16 protein-coding genes and 1 other annotated feature are annotated in these 23,672 nt (G+C 36.0%); of the genes, 9 read left to right on the top strand and 7 right to left on the bottom strand.

The annotated features are described in order from the left end of the window. Window positions 1-95: 95 nt before the first annotated feature. Window positions 96-1,124: a YeiH family protein gene (locus AACH31_RS08860; RefSeq protein WP_161832810.1), complete on the bottom strand. Its 1,029-nt coding sequence runs from the start codon at window positions 1,122-1,124 to the stop codon at window positions 96-98. Window positions 1,125-1,868: 744 nt separating this feature from the next. Between AACH31_RS08860 and AACH31_RS08855 the strand changes: the two genes are divergently transcribed. The 3 genes from AACH31_RS08855 to AACH31_RS08845 all read left to right on the top strand — a co-directional run bounded on the left by AACH31_RS08855 (window position 1,869) and on the right by AACH31_RS08845 (window position 5,560). Further along, window positions 1,869-3,488 (top strand): amidohydrolase, encoded by a 1,620-nt coding sequence (locus AACH31_RS08855; RefSeq protein WP_161832809.1) that lies wholly within the window; start codon window positions 1,869-1,871, stop codon window positions 3,486-3,488. A gap of 71 nt (window positions 3,489-3,559) precedes the next feature. Next, entirely contained in the window at window positions 3,560-4,456 is an 897-nt protein-coding gene (locus AACH31_RS08850) for a LysR family transcriptional regulator (RefSeq protein WP_161832808.1), read from the top strand. 159 nt (window positions 4,457-4,615) lie between these two features. Continuing rightward, window positions 4,616-5,560, top strand: coding sequence for an IS30 family transposase (locus AACH31_RS08845; protein ID WP_338617403.1), 945 nt, complete (start codon window positions 4,616-4,618; stop codon window positions 5,558-5,560). A gap of 85 nt (window positions 5,561-5,645) precedes the next feature. Here the strand turns inward: AACH31_RS08845 and AACH31_RS08840 are convergent, their stop codons facing one another. Both AACH31_RS08840 and AACH31_RS08835 read right to left on the bottom strand, forming a co-directional pair. Beyond that, window positions 5,646-6,107 carry a universal stress protein gene (locus AACH31_RS08840; protein ID WP_161832173.1) on the bottom strand — a complete coding sequence of 154 codons (462 nt, stop codon included), beginning with the start codon at window positions 6,105-6,107 and terminating at the stop codon, window positions 5,646-5,648. A 325-nt stretch (window positions 6,108-6,432) separates the two neighbouring features. Beyond that, window positions 6,433-8,544, bottom strand: a complete 2,112-nt coding sequence (locus tag AACH31_RS08835) for an alpha-amylase family glycosyl hydrolase (RefSeq protein WP_262950290.1) — start codon at window positions 8,542-8,544, stop codon at window positions 6,433-6,435. 212 nt (window positions 8,545-8,756) lie between these two features. Between AACH31_RS08835 and AACH31_RS08830 the strand changes: the two genes are divergently transcribed. After that, window positions 8,757-9,797 (top strand): DUF2600 family protein, encoded by a 1,041-nt coding sequence (locus tag AACH31_RS08830; protein WP_161832172.1) that lies wholly within the window; start codon window positions 8,757-8,759, stop codon window positions 9,795-9,797. Window positions 9,798-10,034: 237 nt separating this feature from the next. On the opposite strand, the gene AACH31_RS08825 is transcribed toward AACH31_RS08830, so the two are convergent. Both AACH31_RS08825 and AACH31_RS08820 read right to left on the bottom strand, forming a co-directional pair. Continuing rightward, entirely contained in the window at window positions 10,035-10,598 is a 564-nt protein-coding gene (locus tag AACH31_RS08825) for a class I SAM-dependent methyltransferase (RefSeq protein WP_161832171.1), read from the bottom strand. A gap of 1 nt (window position 10,599) precedes the next feature. After that, window positions 10,600-11,553, bottom strand: a complete 954-nt coding sequence (locus AACH31_RS08820; protein WP_161832170.1) for a TIGR01212 family radical SAM protein — start codon at window positions 11,551-11,553, stop codon at window positions 10,600-10,602. 380 nt (window positions 11,554-11,933) lie between these two features. Next, window positions 11,934-12,154, top strand: a binding site (T-box leader). A gap of 124 nt (window positions 12,155-12,278) precedes the next feature. Here AACH31_RS08820 and leuS point away from each other — a divergent pair. Continuing rightward, window positions 12,279-14,714 (top strand): leucine--tRNA ligase, encoded by a 2,436-nt coding sequence (leuS, locus tag AACH31_RS08815; RefSeq protein ID WP_161832169.1) that lies wholly within the window; start codon window positions 12,279-12,281, stop codon window positions 14,712-14,714. A gap of 37 nt (window positions 14,715-14,751) precedes the next feature. Here the strand turns inward: leuS and AACH31_RS08810 are convergent, their stop codons facing one another. Beyond that, window positions 14,752-15,573 (bottom strand): Cof-type HAD-IIB family hydrolase, encoded by an 822-nt coding sequence (locus AACH31_RS08810; protein ID WP_161832168.1) that lies wholly within the window; start codon window positions 15,571-15,573, stop codon window positions 14,752-14,754. Between the two features lie 214 nt (window positions 15,574-15,787). On the opposite strand from AACH31_RS08810, the gene clpB reads away from it, so the two are divergent. Next, window positions 15,788-18,376 (top strand): ATP-dependent chaperone ClpB, encoded by a 2,589-nt coding sequence (clpB, locus tag AACH31_RS08805; RefSeq protein WP_161832167.1) that lies wholly within the window; start codon window positions 15,788-15,790, stop codon window positions 18,374-18,376. 48 nt (window positions 18,377-18,424) lie between these two features. Here the strand turns inward: clpB and AACH31_RS08800 are convergent, their stop codons facing one another. Beyond that, window positions 18,425-18,853, bottom strand: a complete 429-nt coding sequence (locus tag AACH31_RS08800) for a DUF3899 domain-containing protein (protein ID WP_161832166.1) — start codon at window positions 18,851-18,853, stop codon at window positions 18,425-18,427. A 296-nt stretch (window positions 18,854-19,149) separates the two neighbouring features. On the opposite strand from AACH31_RS08800, the gene AACH31_RS08795 reads away from it, so the two are divergent. The 3 genes from AACH31_RS08795 to AACH31_RS08785 all read left to right on the top strand — a co-directional run bounded on the left by AACH31_RS08795 (window position 19,150) and on the right by AACH31_RS08785 (window position 23,672). Next, complete coding sequence (locus tag AACH31_RS08795) at window positions 19,150-21,084, top strand: peptide ABC transporter substrate-binding protein (protein WP_161832165.1); 1,935 nt, start codon at window positions 19,150-19,152, stop codon at window positions 21,082-21,084. 189 nt (window positions 21,085-21,273) lie between these two features. After that, window positions 21,274-22,233 (top strand): ABC transporter permease, encoded by a 960-nt coding sequence (locus tag AACH31_RS08790; RefSeq protein WP_161832164.1) that lies wholly within the window; start codon window positions 21,274-21,276, stop codon window positions 22,231-22,233. After that, a complete protein-coding gene (locus AACH31_RS08785; protein WP_161832163.1) occupies window positions 22,233-23,672 on the top strand; it encodes an ABC transporter permease in 1,440 nt (479 codons plus the stop codon). Before AACH31_RS08790 ends, AACH31_RS08785 begins: the two co-directional genes overlap by 1 nt.

Here is a 23,672-nt window from a genome sequence, read left to right as displayed (position 1 = left end):
TTGACTGGTACGTGAATTTTTCGTTTTATCGATAGAGAAGATCAATCTCACCTTTCTATATGACTTAGTATTTTCATATCGTAGAAAATTATATTTTATAATAAGACGGCAATTAAAAGGATGGCAGTTAATATTTGGATTAATCCGATAAATAAACCATATAATGAGACGGCTTTTCCTTGTTTAATTAAATCTTTTACATTAACACGAAGACCAATTGCTGCTAAAGCGATAATTTCAAATTTATTACTTATTTCCTTACACATAACTGAGATATCATCGCTAATAATGTGAGCAGAGAATAAAGCACATGTAATGAAGAAACCAATAACATACCAAGGAATTTTTATTTTCCCTTTTTCAATTTCTTCGACTTCTTCTTCGAGAATCTCTTTATTTGACTTATGTTTTAAATGTCCAAGTCCAAATACGACAACGACTAAAAAGATGATACGAACAATTTTGAAAATTGTAGATAAATCTTTAACGTGCTCATTGACCATTGCTCCACTTGCAACGACTTGACCTACAGATTGTAAGATTCCTCCAATCATTGCAGATGTTTGAGTTGTTTCGTTATTATATAAAATTTGGGAAATTAAAGGAAGTAAGAACATAAGAACAATCCCAGTTACATTGACAATTGTAATGGAAATTCCTTTTTCTTTATCATTGGCTCCGATGACAGGAGCTGTTGCTGCAATGGCTGATGAACCGCATACGGCGTTTCCACTGGCCATCATATATCTAAAATTATCTGAAAACCCTAGTTTTTTTCCAATAAATAAAGCACCTATAACAGTAATCGCCATTTGAAGAACGATAAATAGAACACCTGAAAATCCAATTTCAGAAATGGTAGAAATACTTAAGGTTGCTCCTAATAATACGATTGAATAAGAGAGTAAATCTGTTTCAGAAAACTTATATCCCTTTTGAAATACTTTTTGATTCAGGAATACATTTCCCACAAACATTCCGAGGAAGATAGCGATTGATGCGGCTCCTAACTTTGGAATGAATGTAGCAATAAACATACTAATGAGCGCAACGATGAGGGAAACTAAAAATCCGGGAATAATGTCAATTATATTTTGGATAAATTTTGATTTGTTTTTTTTCATAAAGAGACTCCTTTCGTTTAATCCAGTATAATTGTAACTACCTATTTATTAATTGTTAAATACAAAATTTTTATGAAAAATATAAGAATTAATTATACATACTGTCTTATAGGTATTTCGTTATAAGAACTATATCATTTATGTATTTAACAAATCTGAGAAAAAATTTTATAATAAAAATGTTAAATTTTTGAGAAAATGATGATGAAGAGGATATGACTTTAGAAAGCCATTATCTGACTCATTAGAAACATCTCATAAAGTTGTCTAATTATTGGATTCATTTAAATGTATAAGAATCAGATTAATCACACTTAATCTATAAAAAAACTCATGAATCAAACATGGATGCCTGATCATTATTTTTTAAAATAAAATCTATTATAGTATTGATTTTTATCTTTTTTTCTATGAGAATTTTTTAATAAAATCTCTAATTTTTTACGAATAGAGAAATCATAGATAGGATTGAGAGGGTAGGCCAATAAGTTACTTATTTTTATATCCTTGATAAACAATGAAGAGACGATGAGTATTTTTTAGACGATAAAAAATGTTCTTCTTGAATATTTTTGTCGGTTTTTGTGATTATATTATTAGACACTTTATAGATAAATGTGTCATTAAGTATTTGTTTTCTATTCTATATTTTCATTTGATATAGGAATGATTGAGAAAACTATCTGTTCAAATCATTTTACTTAGTGAATGACTTATTTATAAACAGTACGAGGAGTGAAATAAATGAGAAAATTGTATTTTAACGGAACTATTATCACGGTGAATGAAAATCAGCCGACTGTAGAGGCCGTTTTAATTGAAAATGGAAAAATTATAAAAGTAGGTTCTAAAGACGAAGTGTTTGAGTTAAAGGATAGTGAGACAGAGCTTGTTGATTTAGAAGGAAAAACGATGTTGCCTGGATTTATTGATTCGCATAGTCATATCACGGCAGTCGCTCAAACGTTAATGATTGTTAATTTAAGCGAAGCAAATTCTAAGGAAGAATTTATTTCAATGTTAAAAGAATACGTCAAAAATAATTCCCCTAAAGCTGGTGAATGGGTGATTGGATTCGGTTATGATAATACGAAGTTTGAAAATGAGGAGCACCCTACTAAATTTGATTTAGATACGGTTACAACTGAGGTTCCAATCTTCGTTAGTCATGCTTCAGGTCATATTTCTACAACGAATTCCAAAGCGCTTGAAGCATTGGGGTATGTTGGAACAGACTATGAGGTACCTGAAGGTGGGGTTGTTCGAACAGTCGAAGGATCAAATGAGCCGAATGGAGTCTTAGAAGAAAATGCGTGCTTAGCCCCTGAAAAAAGAAAAATTATTCCTGCCCCATCGATTGAGACGTTATTAAAATGTATTAAAAAAGCACAAGAAATCTATTCTTCGTATGGATTAACGACTGCTCAAGATGCCGGGGTTGATGAAAATCTTCATCAATTATTAAGTTTAGCAGCTCAAAAAAATGAGTTAATAATGGATGTTGTCGGACAAGCAGTTCAGCACGTGACATTAAAATTATTGAAAAATGAGGGAACACCAAAAAGAGAGTATGTTAACCATTATAAATTATTAGGCGGTAAAACATGGTTAGATGGATCGCCACAAGGTAAAACAGCGTGGTTAACTAAACCGTATTATGAAGTTCCTGAAGGAGAATCAAAAGACTATTGTGGTTATGGAACACAAGAAGATAAAGAGGTTACTGATTATTTTAAATCATTAATTGAAAATAATATTCAAGTTAACGTTCACTGTAATGGGGACGCGGCGGCAGATCAATTTATTAGATGTTATAAAAAAGCGTTAGAAGAAACGGGAAGTCAAACGGATTTAAGACCTGTTATGGTTCATGCGCAAACTGTTCGTGAAGATCAGTTGGATGCGATGAAGGAATTAGGAATTATACCAACGTTTTTCTTAGATCATATCTGGTTCTGGGGAGATTATCATTATGATTCTGTCTTCGGTCCGGAGCGAGCTAATCGATTAAGTCCAGCGAAATCGGCTTTAAGAAGAAATATGAACTTTACTTTACATCAAGACTCCCCTGTTAAAATGCCAAATCAAATCTTAGCGATTCATAATGCGGTTAATAGACAAACACAGAGTGGTCGTATCCTAGGAGAAGATCAACGCTTAACGGTGATGGAAGCCATTAAAGCTTTAACCTTAAACGCTGCCTACCAATATTTTGAGGAAGAGACAAAGGGATCGATTGAAGAAGGAAAATTAGCTGACTTTGTCATCTTAGATCGTAATCCATTAGAAGTAGAGTCATCAAAAATCAAAGAAATTAATGTGTTAGAAACGATTAAAGAGGGTAACACAATCTATAAAAAATAATTATTGTGTAACGAGGTGATTACTTATTTTCACCTCGTTTTGTTTCGTTTAGTCGTTAAGGAGAGATAAGAATGAATATTAGAAAATTACATATTTTTTATAAAACAGCGACGTGCTTAAATATGAGCCAAGTGGCCAAAGAAATGTATATTAGTCAACCTTCGATTAGTCAATGCATATCAGAATTAGAGTCAGAAATGGGTATACGATTATTTGATCGAATAGGAAAAAAGCTCTATTTGACTAATGAGGGAAAGATTTTTTATGAATATACGAGACGGTTATTGAATATTTACGAGGAGGCGGTAGATGCAGTTCAATATTCGAAGACGCATCAAGGTAAAATAGTCATCGGGGCCAGTACAACGATAGGGGCCTATATTATGCCGTATGTGATTCACGAATTTAATAAGCGAGAAAAAGACATTAAAATATCGATGATTATTGATAATAAGCATCATATTGAGGAGCTACTTTTAACGAATAAGGTTGATCTCGCCTTTATTGAAGGGAGCATTGGTGCAAAAGAGATTATTTCGAAAGATATCTGGACGGATGAGCTTGTCTTCATTAGTTCAACTGAGCATAATTGGCGCGAAAAGGAGTATTTAGAGGTCGCAGATTTACAGGATAATGTCTTTATTATTCGAGAAAGTGGGAGTGGGACACGAGAGCGGTTTGAGGAATTTTTAGAAAGCCAAGGGATTACTGTCAATTCGACAATTGAATTAAGCCATTTAGAGGCAATCTTAAATTATGTTAAACTGAATATGGGTGTTAGTTGTGTACCTTATATGTCAGTGATTCGAGAGGAACGACTTCACTCGCTAAAAGTGTATAGGCTCAAAGGCCATGAACTTAATCGTTCGTTATTTTGTGCGATTCATCGAGATAAGTATATTTCGGTGCCGATTAAATGCTTCATGGATTTCTGCGAAGAATTTGATATGTTTAACTCTAAATCATGAGTCATTCAAGGCGATATGCCTTTGAAGAGGTGGAAAAATGATTTGTTTTCATAAGACAGATTGTAATATTAAGTGCGACAAATAAAAAAAGCTCATAAATAGAATTCTTTGTTATAGAATGAAGTTACCACACCAAATTCTTAACAAGGAGATCTATTTATGAGTTATAAACATCTTAACACATTTGAGCGTACACGTATAGAAGTTCTTTCAAAACTGGGTTATTCAACGAGACAAATTGCGGGGCAATTAAATCGTCATCATTCAACCATTGCTCGTGAACTAAAACGAAATACTCAAAAGACGTATCAAGCAGAGCTAGCAGATGAATTAGCCGAGCAACGTCGCTTAGTTTGTCATCGTCCAGAGACCAAATCTGAAGAAGTTATTCAAACCATCCAACATTATTTAAAGTTAACCTGGTCGCCTGAACAAATTTCTAATACGGTTTTAAAGGGTGTTATTTCATTCAAAACTATTTATCGTTGGATTTATGACGGAACGATTTTGTTAGGGGATTTAAGCTGTTTAAGGCAAAAGGGAAAACGCCGAAAACCACGAGAAACACGCGGACGATTTAACATTGGGACATCAATTCATCAACGTCCGAAAGAGGTAAAAAAACGTCAGGCATTTGGTCATTGGGAACTTGATACAGTTGTTTCAAGCCGTGGTAAAAGTAAAGGATGTTTAGCTACATTTATTGAACGTCAAACACGATTTTATGTCGCCGTTAAAATCGAAAATCGCTCAGCATCTGAAATGTACCGAGCGATTAGTGAGTTATATGAACATTTTCCTAAAGACACCTTTAAAACTTATACCGTTGATCGAGGAAAAGAGTTTGCTTGTTATTCCAAAGTAGAAGCAGATTTAAAGGTTCCTGTTTACTTCGCTGACGCCTATTCCTCTTGGCAAAGAGGAAGTAATGAAAATGCCAATGGTCTTCTTCGAGAATTCTTTCCGAAGAAGACGGACTTAGCACGAGTTAGTGAGAAAGAGATTGATGAAGCCCTCCTCCTCATTAATCATCGACCACGAAAATGCTTAGGTTGGAAAACTTCATTCGAGCTATTTCATGAGAAACTGTCGCATTTGTATTGACAATTCTTCATAAAAAAAAGACAGCGATTCTTATTGTTTGAATCGTTGTCTTTTTTATAATCGATAAGGGGTCACGAGGTTCTATTTAATGAGAACCACCATTACGAATGACGTTCACGTCACATGTTGCATGTTTAACAATATCAAGAGAGACGCTTCCTAATAAGAAACGGTCTAGTCCAGATTTATTGCTTGCACCGCATACAATTAAATCGACATCGTAACCGGGTGCAATGACTTCAGCAATCGCAAGTCCTGGCGATGAGCTATAAGTCTGAACCACTTCTATTTCTTTAATTCCCTCTTTCGTTGCATCTTCTTTAAATTTATCTAAGACACCATCCATATAATCTGAGAAATCTTGTTTAAAAATATAGGTCGTTGCGAGCATTCCCGTTGGATCGATTGGGGTATAAATAATTGTATTTTTTTTAATATGACAGATTGTTAATTTGGCATTGAACGCACGTGCAGTTTCAACGGCTGATCTAAAAGCGGTTTTTGATTTTTCACTATCATCAACAGCGACTAAAATATTTCGGTACATCATAGATTCCTCCTCATGATCATTCATTTCAATTCAATAATTAATCTCTCACACTAATTACCTTTATATGGTTATGTATTTATTATATGAAAAAACTAGATATTTTATGCTTATTCGTATCGTATTTCCTTTACCTTGAGGCGTTTAGTCTCATTTAATAATAGGCACTAGAGGTGATTAGGGTGGGCATAGACGCTTTATTAAGAGAAATGAGGTTTAGGGCTGCGAAAAAGGGGAGATAAATAGGGGGATCCGGTAGTTAGCATTCTTTTTAGAGGGACGGGGAATAAAAAAATCAGCGTACAGAACGCTGATTTTTTTTGTCTTATAATTTAATGATTTTAACTTCCCCTGGTTGTAAGTGAAGACGTAAATTATGGTTATTGTCAAATTCATGAACTTCACGTTGCCATTCATGAGTTGAGAATAATAATGATCCTGTACACCATGTGTTTCCTGAATTTTTACGTAAATCTTCAATGTGTACTGTTACGTCAATTGGACGATACATATCTGTACTTGCTACAATAATGAAAGTGTTATTGTTGAAGTGACCACGTTTTCCTTCTTCAATGTATCCAAATCCAATGGCAGGATCACCTAAGTTATCAAATCCAAGTGGAACGAAGTTACTTAAGTTTCTAAACGTTGATAAATGGTTTTTACGAATTTGTGAAACAGCTTCTAATGTATCAGGTAATTCCCAACGCATATGATTTAAGTAGTGAATTGCAAATTTATCAAATAACGCTAATTTTCCGAAGTAACGATCGTTGTGCGGTAAAATATATTGTTCATAATCACGGCAATCAAGTCCTGTATTCATTGGCTGAATTTCATAAACCTCTTGCCCTGAGTTAATGAAAGGAACCCCGTTAGGCATAAACATATTCATCACTGTTAACATTTTTGATAGCGTGCGTCCACCTTCGCGAGCAGCTAAACGAGGAGTATCGTGTGTTTCCCCTCCAGCAAATACTGGACATGGTAAGTGTCGTGACTCATACATGAATTTGTGTGTGCGGTGTTCAAATGTACGAGGTTGTTGGTAGAATCCGTATCCGATGATCATGTTATATCCATTATCGCGTGATACTTTTGCATTTTCATCTTGTAATTCTTCAGCGATGAAGCAGAAGTCTGGATCGTTTGTACGCGCATTTTCAATAATGCGATGGATTAATTCAGATGGAAGGGCGTGTCCCATATCGATACGAGCCCCATCGATTCCATAATTTTGTTGATAGAATGGAATAATATTTGATAAAGTTGCCCATAATCCTTCGTTGATAATATTACCTTTATATAAATTTGATTTAATTGTATCGAATAAGATATAAGGAGGAAGATCTTGGCCACCTAAATATTTTTGGCTCTCAACTGGATGATCCATGTACATACGGAAGAAAGTAACATCTGTCCAAGGTGGTTGAACGTCGTTAATATGGTCTGAGAAGGCAGGTGCAACAGTTAAACCAAATTCGCGACTAACGATATCTAAAATAGAAGCTCCTGGTGTTTGACGGTATTCTTCAACGACACGTTCCCATTTTTGAGGATCGATGATGTTTGGTGCGTATGAGAATTTACGAATGTGATTCCATACAGATTGTGATGAATAGACTTGTGGTAAGTATTCAGGTTTTGGCGCAAGTGTATTACCAAGTCCAGGTACATGTGGTGGGTAATATTCATGGAACGTATCGGTATATACCCAGTAGAACCAATCTGGATGTTCTAAAATTAAGTCACTTTCAACCGAATTCGTTCTAGGAATGATGTCAATCATGACTTTCATATCTAAAATATGACATGCTTCAACGAATGCCTGGAATTCTTCTTCTACAGTTAAGTCTGAACCTGTCATATTATCTTTTAAACTTGGGTCGATTTCAAAGAAATTACAAACTCCGTAAGGAGATCCTAATTCACCTTTTTTATCTTTTAATGAAAATTTTGAAATAGGTAACATATAAACCGTATCCACACCCATTTTTTTAAGTAACGGAAGTAAGACTAATGATTTAACAAATGTTCCCGTTTCGTTTAAATCGTATAAGTTATGATTTTCTAAATCACCGCTGCGGTCATGATCCCATGACGTCGATGTACGTACCATCATTGAATAAACAACTGAATCTTTGATCCAGTCTCCCCCTAAATAGCCAGGTTTAGCCTCATATGCTTGATTGATTTGACTAATTGACTGATTATAATTCACGTTTTCCTTTGCTTTTGGTAAGATGTAAGACTCGATTACTTCACTGTAGAAGTTGTATGGATTGACGATAAGCTCTCCCCAACTCGTGCGCACCATTTCTTCCCCTTGATAGTTCCAAGCATTCCATAAATCTGGAACCACGTAATTATAAACGTCATTTTTTTGGTCATGCTTTCTTAATGTATGTAATAATTTTTGTAATTTACTCTCCCTCACTATTTATTCCTCCGTTTCCATAAATGCACATTTATTATATCATCTTTAAGGGGAAAAAAATAGAAAACTCGCATGAAAGAGGCGAGGTTGTAATCGGTTACTGATAGGGAGAGTAATATTTTTTGTTAAAATGAGGAATATTTTTATAAAATGTTGTTTGAATATTAAAGAGGTAGCCTAAACTATAGGAAGTAGCATGAAGAGGTGATAAGATGTTTTATCCGGCTCTAATGATGAATTTTTATCGATTCTATCAGCCTAAAACGAAAGCTTGCTTAATTTTTTATGAAAAGCAAGCGACTCAAATAACAGATCCTAAATTAAAAAAAGAAGCATTAGCCAGTCTCAAACAAAAGGCATTTCATTGTTATGGGGCATCTTTTTATGCCTCCTTAGTCCCACAAAGTAAACAGTCTGATTATTTATGTTTTATGACTGCCTATCAAAGTATTTGCGATTATCTTGATAATCTAGTGGATCAGACTCCTATTATAAACGAAACAAATTTTAGACGATTGCATCAATCGTTATTAGATGTTTTTAAATTGACGCCGCCAAGTCAACATTATTATCAGTATCAAACCCAACAACTCGATTCGGGGTATTTGAATTTACTCGTACGAATTTGTCAAAGATGTTTAAGAACGATTGATAATTATAAAAGATACCAACCTTATTTTTCACGTTTAGCACGACTTTACGTGGATTTACAAGTGTATAAACATTTAAAAGTGAGCGAACGTGAAGAGCGTCTGAAGCAATTAAAAGTTGAAAATGAAAAGTTAGCTGAAGGACTTACTTGGTTTGAATTTGGTGCGGCGTGTGGTTCAACGCTTGGAATTTTTACGATGGTTGCCTATGCGATGAATCAAGAAAAGTATCAGGTGACTCCAGACCGTATTTTTCAGTCCATGTTTCCCGGTGTTCAGCAACTACATATCATGTTAGATTATGTAATTGATTTACCAGAGGATTTAGCGGATGGCGAGCTAAACTTTTTTTCTTATTATAAGAATGACGATGAAGGAATCGATCAAATCCTTGAATTATATCGGCGAGTTCAACGCGAGGTGGAGCATTTACCGGAGAAAGTGTTTCACCAAACGATTAATGATGGATTGTTTGCTCTATATTTAGCAGAAGGGTTGAGGAAAAATCCAATGCTAAGAACATTCGAAAAAAAAATCATGAAAAATTTAGGGTTAAGGGCACGCTTTTTACTTCATCATACAAAGAAATTCGTCCGATCTTAAAAATAGGGGGAGAGGAGCTTTGTCGTCTCTCCCCCCCTGAAACTTGGGCAACGAGAAAACAGTCTCGCGATGAAATAATGTTTTAGTATAGTTACTTGTTTAAGTGGAGCTTTTCTAAAAAATGAAATTGGCAATCGAATGTTTTGGACGATTAGCGGTTTAGATAGGACATAAAAAGGCTCTAGATTCATTATTAATATATAAGGATAAAAAAAAGTTACCTTTCGGTAACCTTTTTTAATGGAGTTTTTCAATGGCAATAATAAACGGGGCCGTTTTTCGATTGGTGAATTGATAGGTGAGCACTTGATACATTTTTGAATCTAATTCATGAAGACGTGACTCCAGATGATTTCGTTCGATTTTTCCTTCTAGGTGCCCGTGGTAAATGACAAGGATGATAATCCCGTTTTTTTTGAGCAATGAGAGGAGATCAGTGACTGCTTTCCATGTCGTTTCCCCGTGGGTAGTGATGGCTTGGTCACTTCCAGGAAGATAACCTAAATTAAAGATTGCAGCACTCACTGGTTGGGTCACATAATTAGACAGGTTTTCATGTCCATCATGAATGAGACTCACTTGAGTGAGGTTGGCAGCCTCTAATTTATGTTGTGTATTGATAATCGCCTCTTTTTGAACATCAAAACTGTAAACATGACCTGTTTCCCCTACAAGTTCCGCTAGGAATAAGGTGTCGTGTCCATTTCCTGCTGTTCCATCAATCGCAACATCACCGGGAGATAGAGCCCGTTCGAGTAAGTGTTTTGAGAAGGGAAGGATACGTTCTAGTGTCTGAGCCATGTTACTTTTCCTCCTTTTTGTAAAGGCGACCTTGGTAAGTATTTCTTTCCTTTAATCGATCGTCGATGGCGTTTAACACTTCCCATTTTTTGAGGCTCCACATCGGACCAATGAGTTCCTCACGAACGGCGTCACCTGTTAGTCGGTGGATAACCATATGAGGAGGAAGAATTTCGAGTTGATCAACGACTAAGTCTACATATTCGTCTTTTTCCATGAGTTTTAGTTTGCCTTTTGTTAGCATTTTGTGCATCGGTGTTCCGTCGATAACATGAAGAAGGTGTATTTTAACCCCTTGTACATCGAGTTGGGCAACTGCTTTGGCAGTTTCGAGCATCATGTCATGTGTTTCATTTGGTAAGCCATTAATGATATGGATGATGACATCAATATTTTTTGCTCGTAGTTTTTGAACTCCTTCAACTAGTGTTTGGTAGTCATGTCCGCGATTAATGAGTTTTCCTGTTTGGTCGTGCATCGTTTGAAGCCCCAGTTCTACCCATAGGTCAACTTTTTTATTCAGCTCTCCTAAATATTCAACGACATCATCTGGGAGGCAGTCTGGGCGTGTTCCGATGGAAAGGGCGACGATGTTATCATCGCATTCTAATACAGCTTCATATTTTTTTCGTAAAACTTCAAGCGGGGCATGAGTATTCGTAAAGGCTTGAAAATAGGCGATATATCCCGCTTCGGGCCATTTTTGATGCATCATTTCTTTTACTTGGTTAAATTGAGTTTTTAAATTGTCTTCCGGATTTCCGGCAAAGTCTCCACTTCCTTTTGTACTACAGAATGTGCATCCTCCATATTTAACTGTTCCATCAATGTTTGGGCATGTAAATCCTGCATTGATCATGACTTTAAATATTTTTTGATGGTATTTTTCACGTAAATGATAATTTAAGGTGTGGTATCGTTTATCAGAGTAACTATATGGAAAGGGATTATTCATCGTTTTTTCCTCCTTTAAATGCTTCGTTTATTTAGTATCTTGTCGATGATATCAAAGATAACAGGTATGCTGAACGATTCAAGCTCTCCGGATCAAGGCGGTCAGTCATTCGTTCTTGAACCGCTTGAATCTCATAAGCGCCGCTTGTTTGAAGCGGGATCTGTTCTCTAAGATTTTGGGTACTTTTCTTTTTAGTTTGGCGTTCCTTCTAATTTTTTAAGCGATTCAAAACTTATTTAGACGTCTATATTTTATCATAGAAAGGGAGGGGCAGGCACGTGATATTGTCTAAGGACGTTTTTTCCAACGGTTTTTTGTAAAAAATCTTGTTTTTTGGGTAATGTTTGATATAATTTTTTCTATAATAACCTTATAGATAGATAGAAACGATGAAAAGGATTAGTAGTAAGACGAGGCTATTAAAGAGAGCGAATGGTTGGTGGAAATTCGTATAGAGTCCCTTATGAACTCACCTTGGAGTTGCAGTTGTGAAAAGAAGTAAGAGCTGCCGCCTGTTTGGCGTTAAAACAATGAAGGGGTAAAAGCTTTTTAAGGTTAGCTTTTGCAACTAAGGTGGTACCGCGTCGATGACGTCCTTAGCTCGTTTTAAGGTACTTTTTTTTATGCTTAAAAAGGGTAACTCGCTTCATCGCTTTGTGTGTAAAAGGACTGCCGATTAAAAAGTGACAGGAATACCCTTAAATGGGTATATAGGAGGTAATGTTATGGCATTCGATCATCAACAGATTGAAAAAAAGTGGCAAAAATATTGGTTAGAAAATAAGACGTTTAAGACATCTGATGATTCTTCAAAACCAAAATATTATGCATTAGATATGTTCCCATACCCATCAGGAGCTGGACTTCATGTCGGGCATCCAGAAGGTTATACGGCAACAGATATTGTTTCACGTATGAAACGTATGCAAGGATATCGTGTCTTACACCCAATGGGATGGGATGCGTTTGGATTACCGGCTGAACAATATGCATTAAATACAGGAAATGACCCACGTGAATTTACGGATATTAATATTAATACGTTCCGTCAACAAATTCAATCGTTAGGATTCTCTTACGATTGGGATAAAGAGTTAAATACGACGGATCCAAAATATTATAAATGGACACAATGGATTTTCACACAACTTTACAACATGGGACTTGCTGAAATTAAGGACATTGAAGTAAACTGGTGTGAAGGATTAGGAACAGTTCTTGCCAATGAGGAAGTTTTAAACGTGAATGGAAAAATGGTTTCAGAGCGTGGAGAACATCCTGTTATTAAAAAACCGATGAAGCAATGGGTGCTTAAAATTACTCACTATGCTGAACGTTTATTAGAAGATTTAGAAGGTCTAGATTGGACGGAAAGCATTAAAGATATGCAACGTAACTGGATTGGAAAAAGTGAAGGGGCATTAATTAATTTCAAGGTAGATGGAACGGATGCTTCATTTGATGTTTTTACAACACGTCCAGATACTGTTTTTGGAATCACTTATGTCGTTTTAGCGCCAGAACATCCACTTGTAAGTGAAATTACAACCCCAGAATATCAAGAAGCTGTTCATGCTTATCAAGAATCATCGAAGGCAAAATCAGATCTTGAACGTACGGAATTAAATAAAGAGAAATCGGGAGTTCCAACAGGTGCCTTTGCGATTCATCCAATAACAGGTGAAAAAGTTCCTGTTTGGATTGGAGATTATGTCCTTGCAAGCTATGGAACAGGTGCGGTAATGGCAGTTCCTGCACATGATGAGCGCGACTATGAATTCGCAAACAAATATGATTTACCAATCAAGCAAGTTATTGAAGGAGACTTATCAGAAGGTGCTTTCACAGGTGATGGAGCTCACATTGAATCTGACTTTATTAATGGGATGAATAATACTGAGGCGAAGACGGCCGTGATTGATTGGTTAGAAGCTCACGACTGTGGATCACGCAAAGTTAACTACAAATTACGTGATTGGTTATTCTCACGTCAACGTTATTGGGGAGAGCCATTCCCAGTTATTTTATGGGAAGACGGAACAATGTCTGTACTCGAGGCGGACCAATTACCACTTGAATTACCAGTAATGGATAATATTAAGCCATCTGGAACAGGGGAATCACCACTTGCTAATGCAACAGAATGGTTAGAAGTTGTTCGTGAAGATGGAGTTAAAGGGCGTCGTGAAACAAATACGATGCCACAATGGGCCGGAAGTTGCTGGTACTACATTGGATATATTTTAAAACAAGGTAACGATTATGTTGGATTAAATACAGAAGAAGCAAAACAATTATTAAAAGAGTGGTTACCAGTTGACCTTTATATCGGTGGGGCAGAACATGCGGTATTACACTTATTATACGCTCGCTTCTGGCACAAAGTTTTATTTGATTTAGGAATCGTTGAGACGAAAGAACCATTCCAACGTTTATTTAACCAAGGAATGATCTTAGGGGAAAACAACGAGAAAATGTCTAAATCAAAAGGAAACGTTGTAAATCCAGACGATATCGTTGAATCACATGGCGCAGACACACTGCGTTTATATGAGATGTTTATGGGACCTCTTGATGCAGCAATCGCTTGGTCAACAGAGGGTCTTGATGGAAGCCGTCGTTTCTTAGATCGCGTATGGCGTTTATTTGTCACACCAGAGCACACATTAACAGAAAAAATCACGGTTGATAACGATGGAAAATTAGATAAAGTTTACCATGAAACGGTTAAAAAAGTGACAGAAGACTATGAAAAATTAAGCTTTAACACGGCGATTGCACAAATGATGATTTTTGTGAATGAGGCGTATAAAGCAACAAGTATTCCACGTGAGTATGTAGAAGGATTTGTTAAATTATTAAATCCAATTGCTCCTCATATGACGGAGGAAATTTGGTCTGTTCTTGGTCATGAAAATACAGTGACTTACGAAGCATGGCCAACTTATGATGAAGCGAAGTTAGTATCTGATACAATCACAATTATCGCTCAAGTTAATGGTAAATTACGTGCACGTATCGATGTTGCGGCGAATATTTCAAAAGAAGAAATGTTAGAATTAGCAATGGCTCATGAAAATGTTCAAAATTTCGTAGCGGGTAAAGAAATTGTTAAAACAATTGCTGTTCCTAAAAAATTAGTGAATATTGTTGTAAAATAAGAAGAAAAGCTCATGGATTTTATCCATGAGCTTTTTTTTACTTCTGCGTTAAGATATATTCGTGAATATAGTGGGCAACTCCACTCTCTTTATTAGATTTTGTGGTCGCATTTGCGACTTCTTTTAGCTTATCAATCGCATTATCCATCGCGACACCTGTTCCAGCATACGTCAGCATCTCAATGTCATTATCACCATCTCCAAAAGCAATAATATCTTTTTGTTCGATGTTGAAATGTTTTGCTAGTTGCTCAATCGCTGTTGCTTTGTTCGTATCTGATTTAAATACTTCAATAATGTTGGCATTATCGCCATCCCAGTTTCGGCAGGTTACGATGTCACCGTAGTTTTCACGAAGGAAAGACATGACCTTCTCGGTACATCCTTCTTTAGCTTCTAATATAAATCCATTTGGATGTTCGTCTAATGTTTCTTTAAATGGACCATATTTAACAGATGTGCATGATTCGATATGGAACCAATCGCGAACACTATCCCCTTGATTTAACACATAGAGATGATCTTTGTATTCGCAGTAGGCATTAACGATAAGATCTTTCAGTTCTGAGTCAAAGAGCGTGATGATGACTTCTGTTGGAATTTGGGCAACGATGTCGGAAAAGTTCTCATTTTCTGGATGATGTATATATGCCCCATTAAAGTTAATAATAGGGGTATCAAGTCCTAATTCTTTATAGAAGTGGACTGACGCACGTGCTGGGCGTCCTGTTGCAATGACGACAATATGTCCCTCTTCTTTAGCTTTCATTAAAGCTTCTTTGGTTTTTGGGTCGAGTGTTTCCCAGTTCTGCAAAGCTGTACCATCTAAGTCTGTGACAATTAATTTTCTAGTTTCCATTGAAACACCTCCATTTAATTATCATATCATAGTTGGTTATGAAGTTAAATAAAGTTATTGAGAGGCTATTAAATCTATTAGTTATGGAGATAATTGTTAGTTTATAAATAAAAACGCTATTATTAAAAATTATTAGCACTCTTATTGACTGAGTGCTAAAACAGGCGTATAATAAAAGTATCATCAGAAATGATGAAGGATTGGAGTGATGATTATGAATATTAATAAAATGACTGAAAAGTTGCAACAGGGGTTAGTTGGTGCACAGTCTCTTGCGTCTTCGTTACATCACCAAGAGATTGATACCCCGCATTTGTTAACGACTTTATTACAAGATCATGACGGATTAGCTGCTCGTGTTTTTACAAAGGCAGGTTATCCTTTAAATAATATATTAGATTCATTGAAGCAAATGTTAGATAAAAAGCCCTCTGTGACAGGTGCCACAGGAGATCCTTACGTATCGGCTGATTTAAATCGAGCGTTATTAAAAGCTGATGATTATGCGCGCGCATGGAAAGATGATTATTTATCGATTGAACATGTGTTGCTCGCGATGCTCGAATCGAAAGATTATCAGATGAAGCAATTAATTAAAGAATATGGAATTAAGGAAAAAGAACTAAAAGAAATTATTTCACAGATTAGGGGGAATTCAAGAGTGATGACACAAAATCCAGAAGCAACTTATGAAGTGTTAGAAAAATATGGACGTGACCTTGTTGAGGATGTTAAGTCAGGTAAAATTGATCCTGTCATCGGGCGTGATGAGGAAATTCGTCGTGCTATTCGAATTTTATCGAGAAAGACTAAAAATAATCCTGTTTTAATCGGTGAACCTGGGGTCGGTAAAACGGCTATCGTTGAGGGATTAGCTTGGCGTATTGTGAGACAGGATGTTCCTGAAAGTTTAAAAGATAAAGTGATTTTTGAGTTAGATTTAGCAGCACTTGTTGCAGGTGCTAAATACCGTGGGGAATTTGAAGAGCGTTTAAAAGCAGTATTAAATGAGGTTAAAAATAGTGATGGACGCATTATTCTATTTATTGATGAGATTCATACGATTGTTGGGGCAGGTCGTACAGATGGTGCAATGGATGCCGGGAATTTGTTAAAACCTTTACTAGCTCGTGGTGAGTTGCATTGTATTGGGGCAACGACGCTAAAAGAATATCGTGAATATATTGAAAAAGACCCTGCGCTTGAACGTCGTTTCCAAAAAGTACAAGTCAATGAACCGACCGTTGAAGACACTGTGTCTATCTTACGTGGATTAAAAGATCGCTTCGAGGTCCACCACCGCGTTAGTATTTCTGACCGAGCTATTGTCGCTGCAGCAACATTATCGGATCGTTATATTACCGATCGTTTCTTACCAGATAAGGCGATTGATTTAATTGATGAGGCATGTGCAACAATTCGTACAGAAATTGACTCATTACCAGAAGAAGTCGATCGTATTAGCCGTCGTGTGACACAACTTGAAATTGAAGAAGCGGCGTTGAAAAAAGAAAAAGATGAGAATAGTAAACAACGTCTTGAAACTTTACAAAAAGAGTTAGCAAATTTAAAAGATGAATTAAAAGTGTTAAAATTACAGTGGGAAAAAGAAAAACAAGCCATCCATGGAGTTGCGGATCTTAAAAAAGAACTCGAAGGAGCACGCCGTGCGTTAGAGGATGCCCAAGCTCGTGGGGAATATGAAAAGGCAGCTGAATTGCAATATGGTAAAATTCCAAGTTTAGAGAAACAGATTGCTGAAGTGGAAACGATGCAACACGACGAGTCTGGAAAAGAAGGACGCTTATTGCGTGAAAATGTAACGGAAGAAGAGATTGCCGAAATTATTTCCCGTTGGACAGGAATTCCAATAGCTAAGCTCGTTCAAGGGGAACGTGAAAAGCTATTAAACTTAAAAGATGAATTAAAACGCCGAGTGATGGGACAAGACGATGCGATTGATTTAGTTGGTGATGCTATTATTCGTGCTCGTGCAGGAATTAAGGATCCACATCGTCCAATTGGTTCGTTCCTATTCTTAGGGCCTACAGGGGTTGGTAAAACTGAAATTGCGAAAGCATTAGCTGAATTTTTATTTGATAGTGAGGAACATATTGTTCGAATTGACATGAGTGAGTATATGGAAAAACATGCAGTTTCACGTTTAGTCGGAGCGCCTCCAGGTTATGTAGGTTATGAAGAAGGTGGACAATTAACGGAAGCTATTCGCCGTAAACCCTACTCAATTGTCTTACTTGATGAAATTGAAAAAGCTCATCCAGATGTCTTTAATATTTTATTACAAATCCTTGATGATGGACGTATCACAGATTCTCAAGGTCGTACGGTGGACTTTAAAAATACAATTATTATTATGACATCAAATATCGGGTCACATATTTTGCTTGAAAACCCTGATTTTGAACAAGCGCAAGAGCAAGTGCTCGAAGTTTTACGCGATTACTTTAAACCAGAGTTATTAAATCGTATTGATGAAATTATTACATTTAATCCATTATCAGAGTCAATTATTTACCAAATCGTTGATAAGTTTATTGCAGGATTAAATCATCGCTTAGAAGAACAACGAATCACAGTTCGATTAACAGATGCTGCTCATGCCTATGTCGCTGAAGCCGGATTTGATTCAGTTTACGGAGCACGTCCATTGAAACGATTTATCCAACGTACGATTGAAACAAAACTAGCTCGTGCCTTAATTGCGGGCGATATTGAGATGGATACAACGGTGATTGTTGATGCCGTTGATGGAAATATCGAGTTGTCTTATGAAAAAAATTAAATAAAAAAAAAAACTCATGTCCCGTTTGGGCATGAGTTTTTTTATACTTTAAAGAATAGCAAATGATAGGATAAAGCTTAAGGCCAGTAGGATGAGTGTTGAACTTAACAGTTGATTGATATCTAGCCACCTTTTAGATTGCTTATACTCATAAAATTCTTCAAAACTATGAAAAATTTTCTCCCCAGTTGCTTCATCGTAATCATTTTTCTTATCTTTGACATCCTTTGTTGTCCAATATTTTGGAAGAAAAAAAAGGACGTATCGTTTTGTTTTTTGCCACGAGTATTGGAACGTATAAAAGGTCCCCTGATCTAAAATCCATTTGAAAGCATAGATACAAAAGAAAAACAAAGAGACGAGAAAAAGTGTATTCGTGAATTGAAGTGCGGAAAATCCTTGTCTCAGTAAAAAGAGAAAGGTGATTCCTATTATCCATAAAATTGATTTGAAAAAGATAGGATACTGTTTTAGCATCATAGATTCCCCCCTTATATTTTCTCTATTATAGCAGAGATAGTCTCTAAAATAAGACTTTGTCATAAAAAATGACTAAATTTATAATAATTCTACGTATTTCAAAGAATCAGAACGGTTTATTACGAACGTTTTTTGTCATAGTCAATAAAAAAAATCAAAAAAAATAATAAAAGCGATTACAGACTAAAATTAGGATTTACAAACTATATTTTGGAAGTTAAAATGTAAATAAGTATCGTGAGCGATACAAAAAATACCAATTATGGTAATAAAAAACGTAAGGGGGAAACAGCGTGAATAAGAAATTAGTAGGAATTTTCGCCGCTGCTTTCTGTGCTTTTGGGCTAGCCGCTTGTTCATCAGGTGATGCAAATCCAGCAGATAGTAACGGAAACCCGAGTGCAGGGGAAGCAAAATCGGGTGGCAAAGTCTTAAAATTATTAGAAACGTCAAACATCAAGAGCTTACTACCTTGGCAGGCTACAGACTCAGTATCATTCTTAATGTTAGGTAACATTTTAGAGGGATTAGTGACATTCGGTGAAAATGGGGAAATCATGCCAGGGGTAGCAAAAAGCTGGGATATCTCAGAAGATGAATTAACGTATACGTTCCATTTAAATGAAGACGCAAAATGGGTAAAAGCGAATGGGGAAGAATATGCACCTGTTACCGCTCACGATTTTGTTTATTCTTGGAATCAATTAATTGACCCTAATACAGGGGCGGAGTATAACTTTATGTTAGAAACTGCCGGAATTGAAGGGGCTGGAGATGCTTTAGGATTAGCATCAAACTTAGTGACTTATAATGCAGATTCAAAAACATTATCGTCATTAAAAGTTTCAGATTATAAAGATACGGATTCTCAAACAGCACAACAACAATATGATGAAGCAAAAGCCGAATTAGAAGAGGGAATTGCTTCTGCTGAAGAGGCGATTAAAGGATTAGGATTTGCCTCTGTTGAGGAAGCAAATCAAAATATGCAACAATTAATGGATGGATTAGGATTTAAAGCAGTTGATGATTATACGTTTGAGGTAAAATTAGAAGCTCCAACACCTTATTTCTTATCATTAATGGCGTTCCCATCATTCTATCCAGTTAATGAAAAATTTGTTAATGAAGTGACAGAAGATAAATTTGGAACAACAGTTGATAATTTCTTATATAACGGTCCTTTCTTATTTACAGAGTGGAAAATTTCAAAAAGCTTCTATTTAACTAAAAACCAATCTTACTGGGATGCTGAAAATGTAGCGTTAGATGGTGTAGATTTTGTTGTCAATGAAAACATCGATAATAATACATGGGTAAGCTTATATACAGACGGTAGTGTAATGGAAGCGAAGCTAAGTGGAACAAACGTAGCCACTTATGGATCACGTCCAGATGCAGTGGCTGAGGGAGATCCAGGCGTATTCTATTTAGAAGTTAACCAAGGAAATGGTGCCGCAACACCAGTAACTAAATTATTAGCTAATGCTAAAGCGCGTAAAGCTCTTAATATGGCGATTGATAAATCATTTATTACAGATGAAGTATTAGCTAATGGATCAATGGTTGCTGATTATTTAGTACCAAAAAACTTTGCATACGGACCTGAAGGAACATCAGTTGAAGGACAAGATTTCCGTACGACATATGAAGGATTTAACACTTATAATAAAGAAGAAGCTAAAAAATTATGGCAAGAAGCCATGGAAGAAACTGGAGTAACAGGACCAGTTGATTTAGAAATTTTAATTCAATCAGCAGATTCAGCAATTAAAATGGGATCAGCGATTCAAAATGATGTGCAAGAAGTTTTAGGAGAATTTGGTGTAACAGTTACGATTTCACCGGTTCCATTCCCAGAAAAATTAGCACGTGTTTCTTCTGGTGACTATCAATTAGCGTTATCAGGATGGAGCCCAGATTATGCTGATCCAATGACTTACTTAGATATGTTCGTCACAGGTGGGGGACATAATAATATTGGATATTCAAATGCTAAATATGATGAGTTAGTTAATTCAGCAAAATCAGGGGATTTAGCAACGGATTATGAAGCACGTTGGAATGCATTAGTTGAAGCGGAACAAATTTTATTAGGTGAAGATCAAGCGTTAATTCCGTTATATCAAAAAGGTGTTGTTAATTTACGTAGTCCGAAGTTAGTAAACTATTGGAAGCAAGCGGTTGGACCTGATTATTTCTATAAATGGGTAGATATTCAAGACTAATTGAGATCATTTATAGTTTTACAAGCATAAGACATTTTGTCGTCTTATGCTTGTTTATCATAAAAATAAGTTGATTAAAATATAGATTTAAAAAATGACAATAGCTCATTATTATTTTTTTAAATCTATTTTTTATTCAGTCAGAATGATGAATAAGAGGGAGAGAGAATACGAAGGGGGAGAATAAGCATGTTTAAGTACATCTTAAAACGGATCGGTTACATGATTATTACACTATTTTTGGTTCTAACAGTAAACTTTTTATTGCTTCAGTTAATTCCGGGGAGCCCATTTGATGGGGAGAAAGTAACCGAGGCACAAAAAATTATCTTAGAACAAAAGTATGGATTAGATGACCCGATTCCAGTTCAATACGTTCGTTATATGAAAGGTGTTGTTCAAGGAGATTTCGGAATTTCGTTTAAACTTCAAAACCAAGAAGTATCGGATCTTGTTTTAACACGTATTCCTTATACGATTAAACCGGGGGCCCTAGCCTTATTAATTGGAGTGGTTGTTGGGATTTTATTCGGAGCTATTGCAGCAATGAAACGAAATTCATGGGCTGACCATACAATTACCATTATTTCGGTACTTGGAGTTTCGATACCATCCTTTGTCCTAGCGGCATTCTTACAATACTTTATTTGTAGTAAACTTGGATGGTTACCACTTCTATATCAACCGATGGATACCGTTCGAGGCGTGTCAGCGATGGACGAATTTAAATCGTTAATTTTACCATCCATTTCATTGGCCGTTCCGGTTATTGCTTCATTAATGCGCTATATGCGATCAGAGTTAATTGAAGTTTTAAATACGGATTATATTTTATTAGCGCGAGCAAAGGGATTAACGAGATCGCAAGTGATTTTCCATCATGCTTTACGTAACGCCCTTATTCCAGTTATTACAGTTGTTGGTCCAATGGTTGTTTCGATTATGACCGGAAGTTTAGTTATTGAACAGTTCTTTGGTGTTCCTGGATTAAGTAAATTAATGTTAAACTCGGTAACCATGAATGATCAATTTTTAACACTTGGGATTGCCTTCTTCTATGCCGTTTTATATGTCGTTGTTATTTTAGTGATTGACTTATTATACGGTGTCATCGATCCTCGAATCCGTTTAACTGGAGGTGCGAAATAATGATTTCTAAAAAATTTGATCCAAGTTTATTCGAATTAGAACCTATGCATCAGGGGCAGAGCGATGAAATTAAAACGGAAAGTTTAACGTTTTGGCAGGATGCGTGGCGTCGTCTAAGAAAAAATAAAGCTGCTTTAATTTCCATGTATGCTATTTTATTATTAGTTATTTGTTCGTTTTTAGCACCGATTGTTGGCCCAAAACATGAAAATGGAGAGGCCGTTAAATACAATCAAACGCCTATTTTAATTGATGAGGAAACAGGAAAACAAATTGAAAAATCGCGATTAAGTTACCTTCCTCCTCGGGTAAAAGGATTAGAAAACCTAGGAATTTTTGATGGAACGAGTATGAAAAAAATGACGGCATTTGATTTGTTCGTCGGAAGTTCACTTCCAGAAGAGGTTAATGCTTTAAATACGCCACTGAAAAAGGCTGAATTCGTGGAGGCGTTAGGCATTAAATATCATCCAAATGATTATGAAATTGTTTCTTGGTCTGGTCAAGGGGAAGAGATGAAGATTACGATTCAATTACGAGGGGCATCTTCAACAGAAGAGGTTCCTGCAAGTGAATTGATGAGTAAGTATTCAACTTATTCAAATTTAGATTCATTTGAATTAGATCAAACAGAACTTGATAATCAAGGGATTCAAATGTTAAAGGTTAAAGTGAATGCCTATGTTCAAAAGAATGTTGAACATTTATATTTCTATTTTGGAACAGATGAATTAGGATTTGATGTATGGACGCGTTTATGGACGGGGGTTCAAGTTTCATTACTTATCGGATTTTTATCATTAATTATTGATTTTACGCTTGGAATTTTATACGGATCGATTGCAGGTTTCTATGGAGGAACAGCTATTGATAACGTCATGATGCGTATTACTGAGATTTTAGGGTCGATTCCAACGACGGTTATTTTAATTATTTTTAGTAGTGTAAAGAAACCATTTATTCAAGGGGTTGAAAGTCTCTTTAATATTCACTTATCCAATGTAGCGGGTGCATTTATTATCTTAATCGTAGCGATGAGTTTAACAGGGTGGATTTCAGTTGCTCGCGTTGTTCGTGCACAATACTTAAAATTAAAAGATCAAGAGTTTGTTATGGCCTCAACAACCTTAGGGGCAAGTAGTTCACGTATTATCTTCAAACACTTATTTCCAAATATTATTGGTCAATTAGTCGTTATGGCGACATTCTCAATTCCATCTGCGATTGCGACTGAGGCCATGTTATCATTTATTGGGCTCGGATTACCAATTCCTATGTCTTCACTGGGGGTATTATTAAGTGACGGAACAAGTAAGATGTTATCTTATGTTTATTTAATGATGATTCCAGCCTTCTTTATGGTTTACTTAATGCTAGCTATTAATTTATTTGCAAATGGTTTACGTGATGCATTAGATCCACGTTTACGCGGAGAGTAG

The sequence above is a fragment of the Turicibacter faecis genome, assembly GCF_037076425.1.
GTDB classification, from domain to species: Bacteria; Bacillota_I; Bacilli_A; order MOL361; family Turicibacteraceae; genus Turicibacter; species Turicibacter faecis.
The sequence above is the reverse complement of the archived record's forward strand: the minus strand, read 5'-3'. Positions and strand labels throughout refer to the sequence as shown.

Bases quoted from the DNA above. Each gene is read 5' to 3' on its own strand.
- clpB (WP_161832167.1), top strand. From the start codon at position 15,788: ATGAATATTAATAAAATGACTGAAAAGTTGCAACAGGGGTTAGTTGGT.
- AACH31_RS08860 (WP_161832810.1), bottom strand. From the start codon at position 1,124: ATGAAAAAAAACAAATCAAAATTTATCCAAAATATAATTGACATTATT.
- AACH31_RS08850 (WP_161832808.1), top strand. From the start codon at position 3,560: ATGAATATTAGAAAATTACATATTTTTTATAAAACAGCGACGTGCTTA.
- AACH31_RS08840 (WP_161832173.1), bottom strand. From the start codon at position 6,107: ATGTACCGAAATATTTTAGTCGCTGTTGATGATAGTGAAAAATCAAAA.
- AACH31_RS08845 (WP_338617403.1), top strand. From the start codon at position 4,616: ATGAGTTATAAACATCTTAACACATTTGAGCGTACACGTATAGAAGTT.
- AACH31_RS08800 (WP_161832166.1), bottom strand. From the start codon at position 18,853: ATGCTAAAACAGTATCCTATCTTTTTCAAATCAATTTTATGGATAATA.
- AACH31_RS08790 (WP_161832164.1), top strand. From the start codon at position 21,274: ATGTTTAAGTACATCTTAAAACGGATCGGTTACATGATTATTACACTA.
- AACH31_RS08825 (WP_161832171.1), bottom strand. From the start codon at position 10,598: ATGGCTCAGACACTAGAACGTATCCTTCCCTTCTCAAAACACTTACTC.
- AACH31_RS08855 (WP_161832809.1), top strand. From the start codon at position 1,869: ATGAGAAAATTGTATTTTAACGGAACTATTATCACGGTGAATGAAAAT.
- AACH31_RS08785 (WP_161832163.1), top strand. From the start codon at position 22,233: ATGATTTCTAAAAAATTTGATCCAAGTTTATTCGAATTAGAACCTATG.
- AACH31_RS08830 (WP_161832172.1), top strand. From the start codon at position 8,757: ATGTTTTATCCGGCTCTAATGATGAATTTTTATCGATTCTATCAGCCT.
- AACH31_RS08820 (WP_161832170.1), bottom strand. From the start codon at position 11,553: ATGAATAATCCCTTTCCATATAGTTACTCTGATAAACGATACCACACC.
- leuS (WP_161832169.1), top strand. From the start codon at position 12,279: ATGGCATTCGATCATCAACAGATTGAAAAAAAGTGGCAAAAATATTGG.
- AACH31_RS08810 (WP_161832168.1), bottom strand. From the start codon at position 15,573: ATGGAAACTAGAAAATTAATTGTCACAGACTTAGATGGTACAGCTTTG.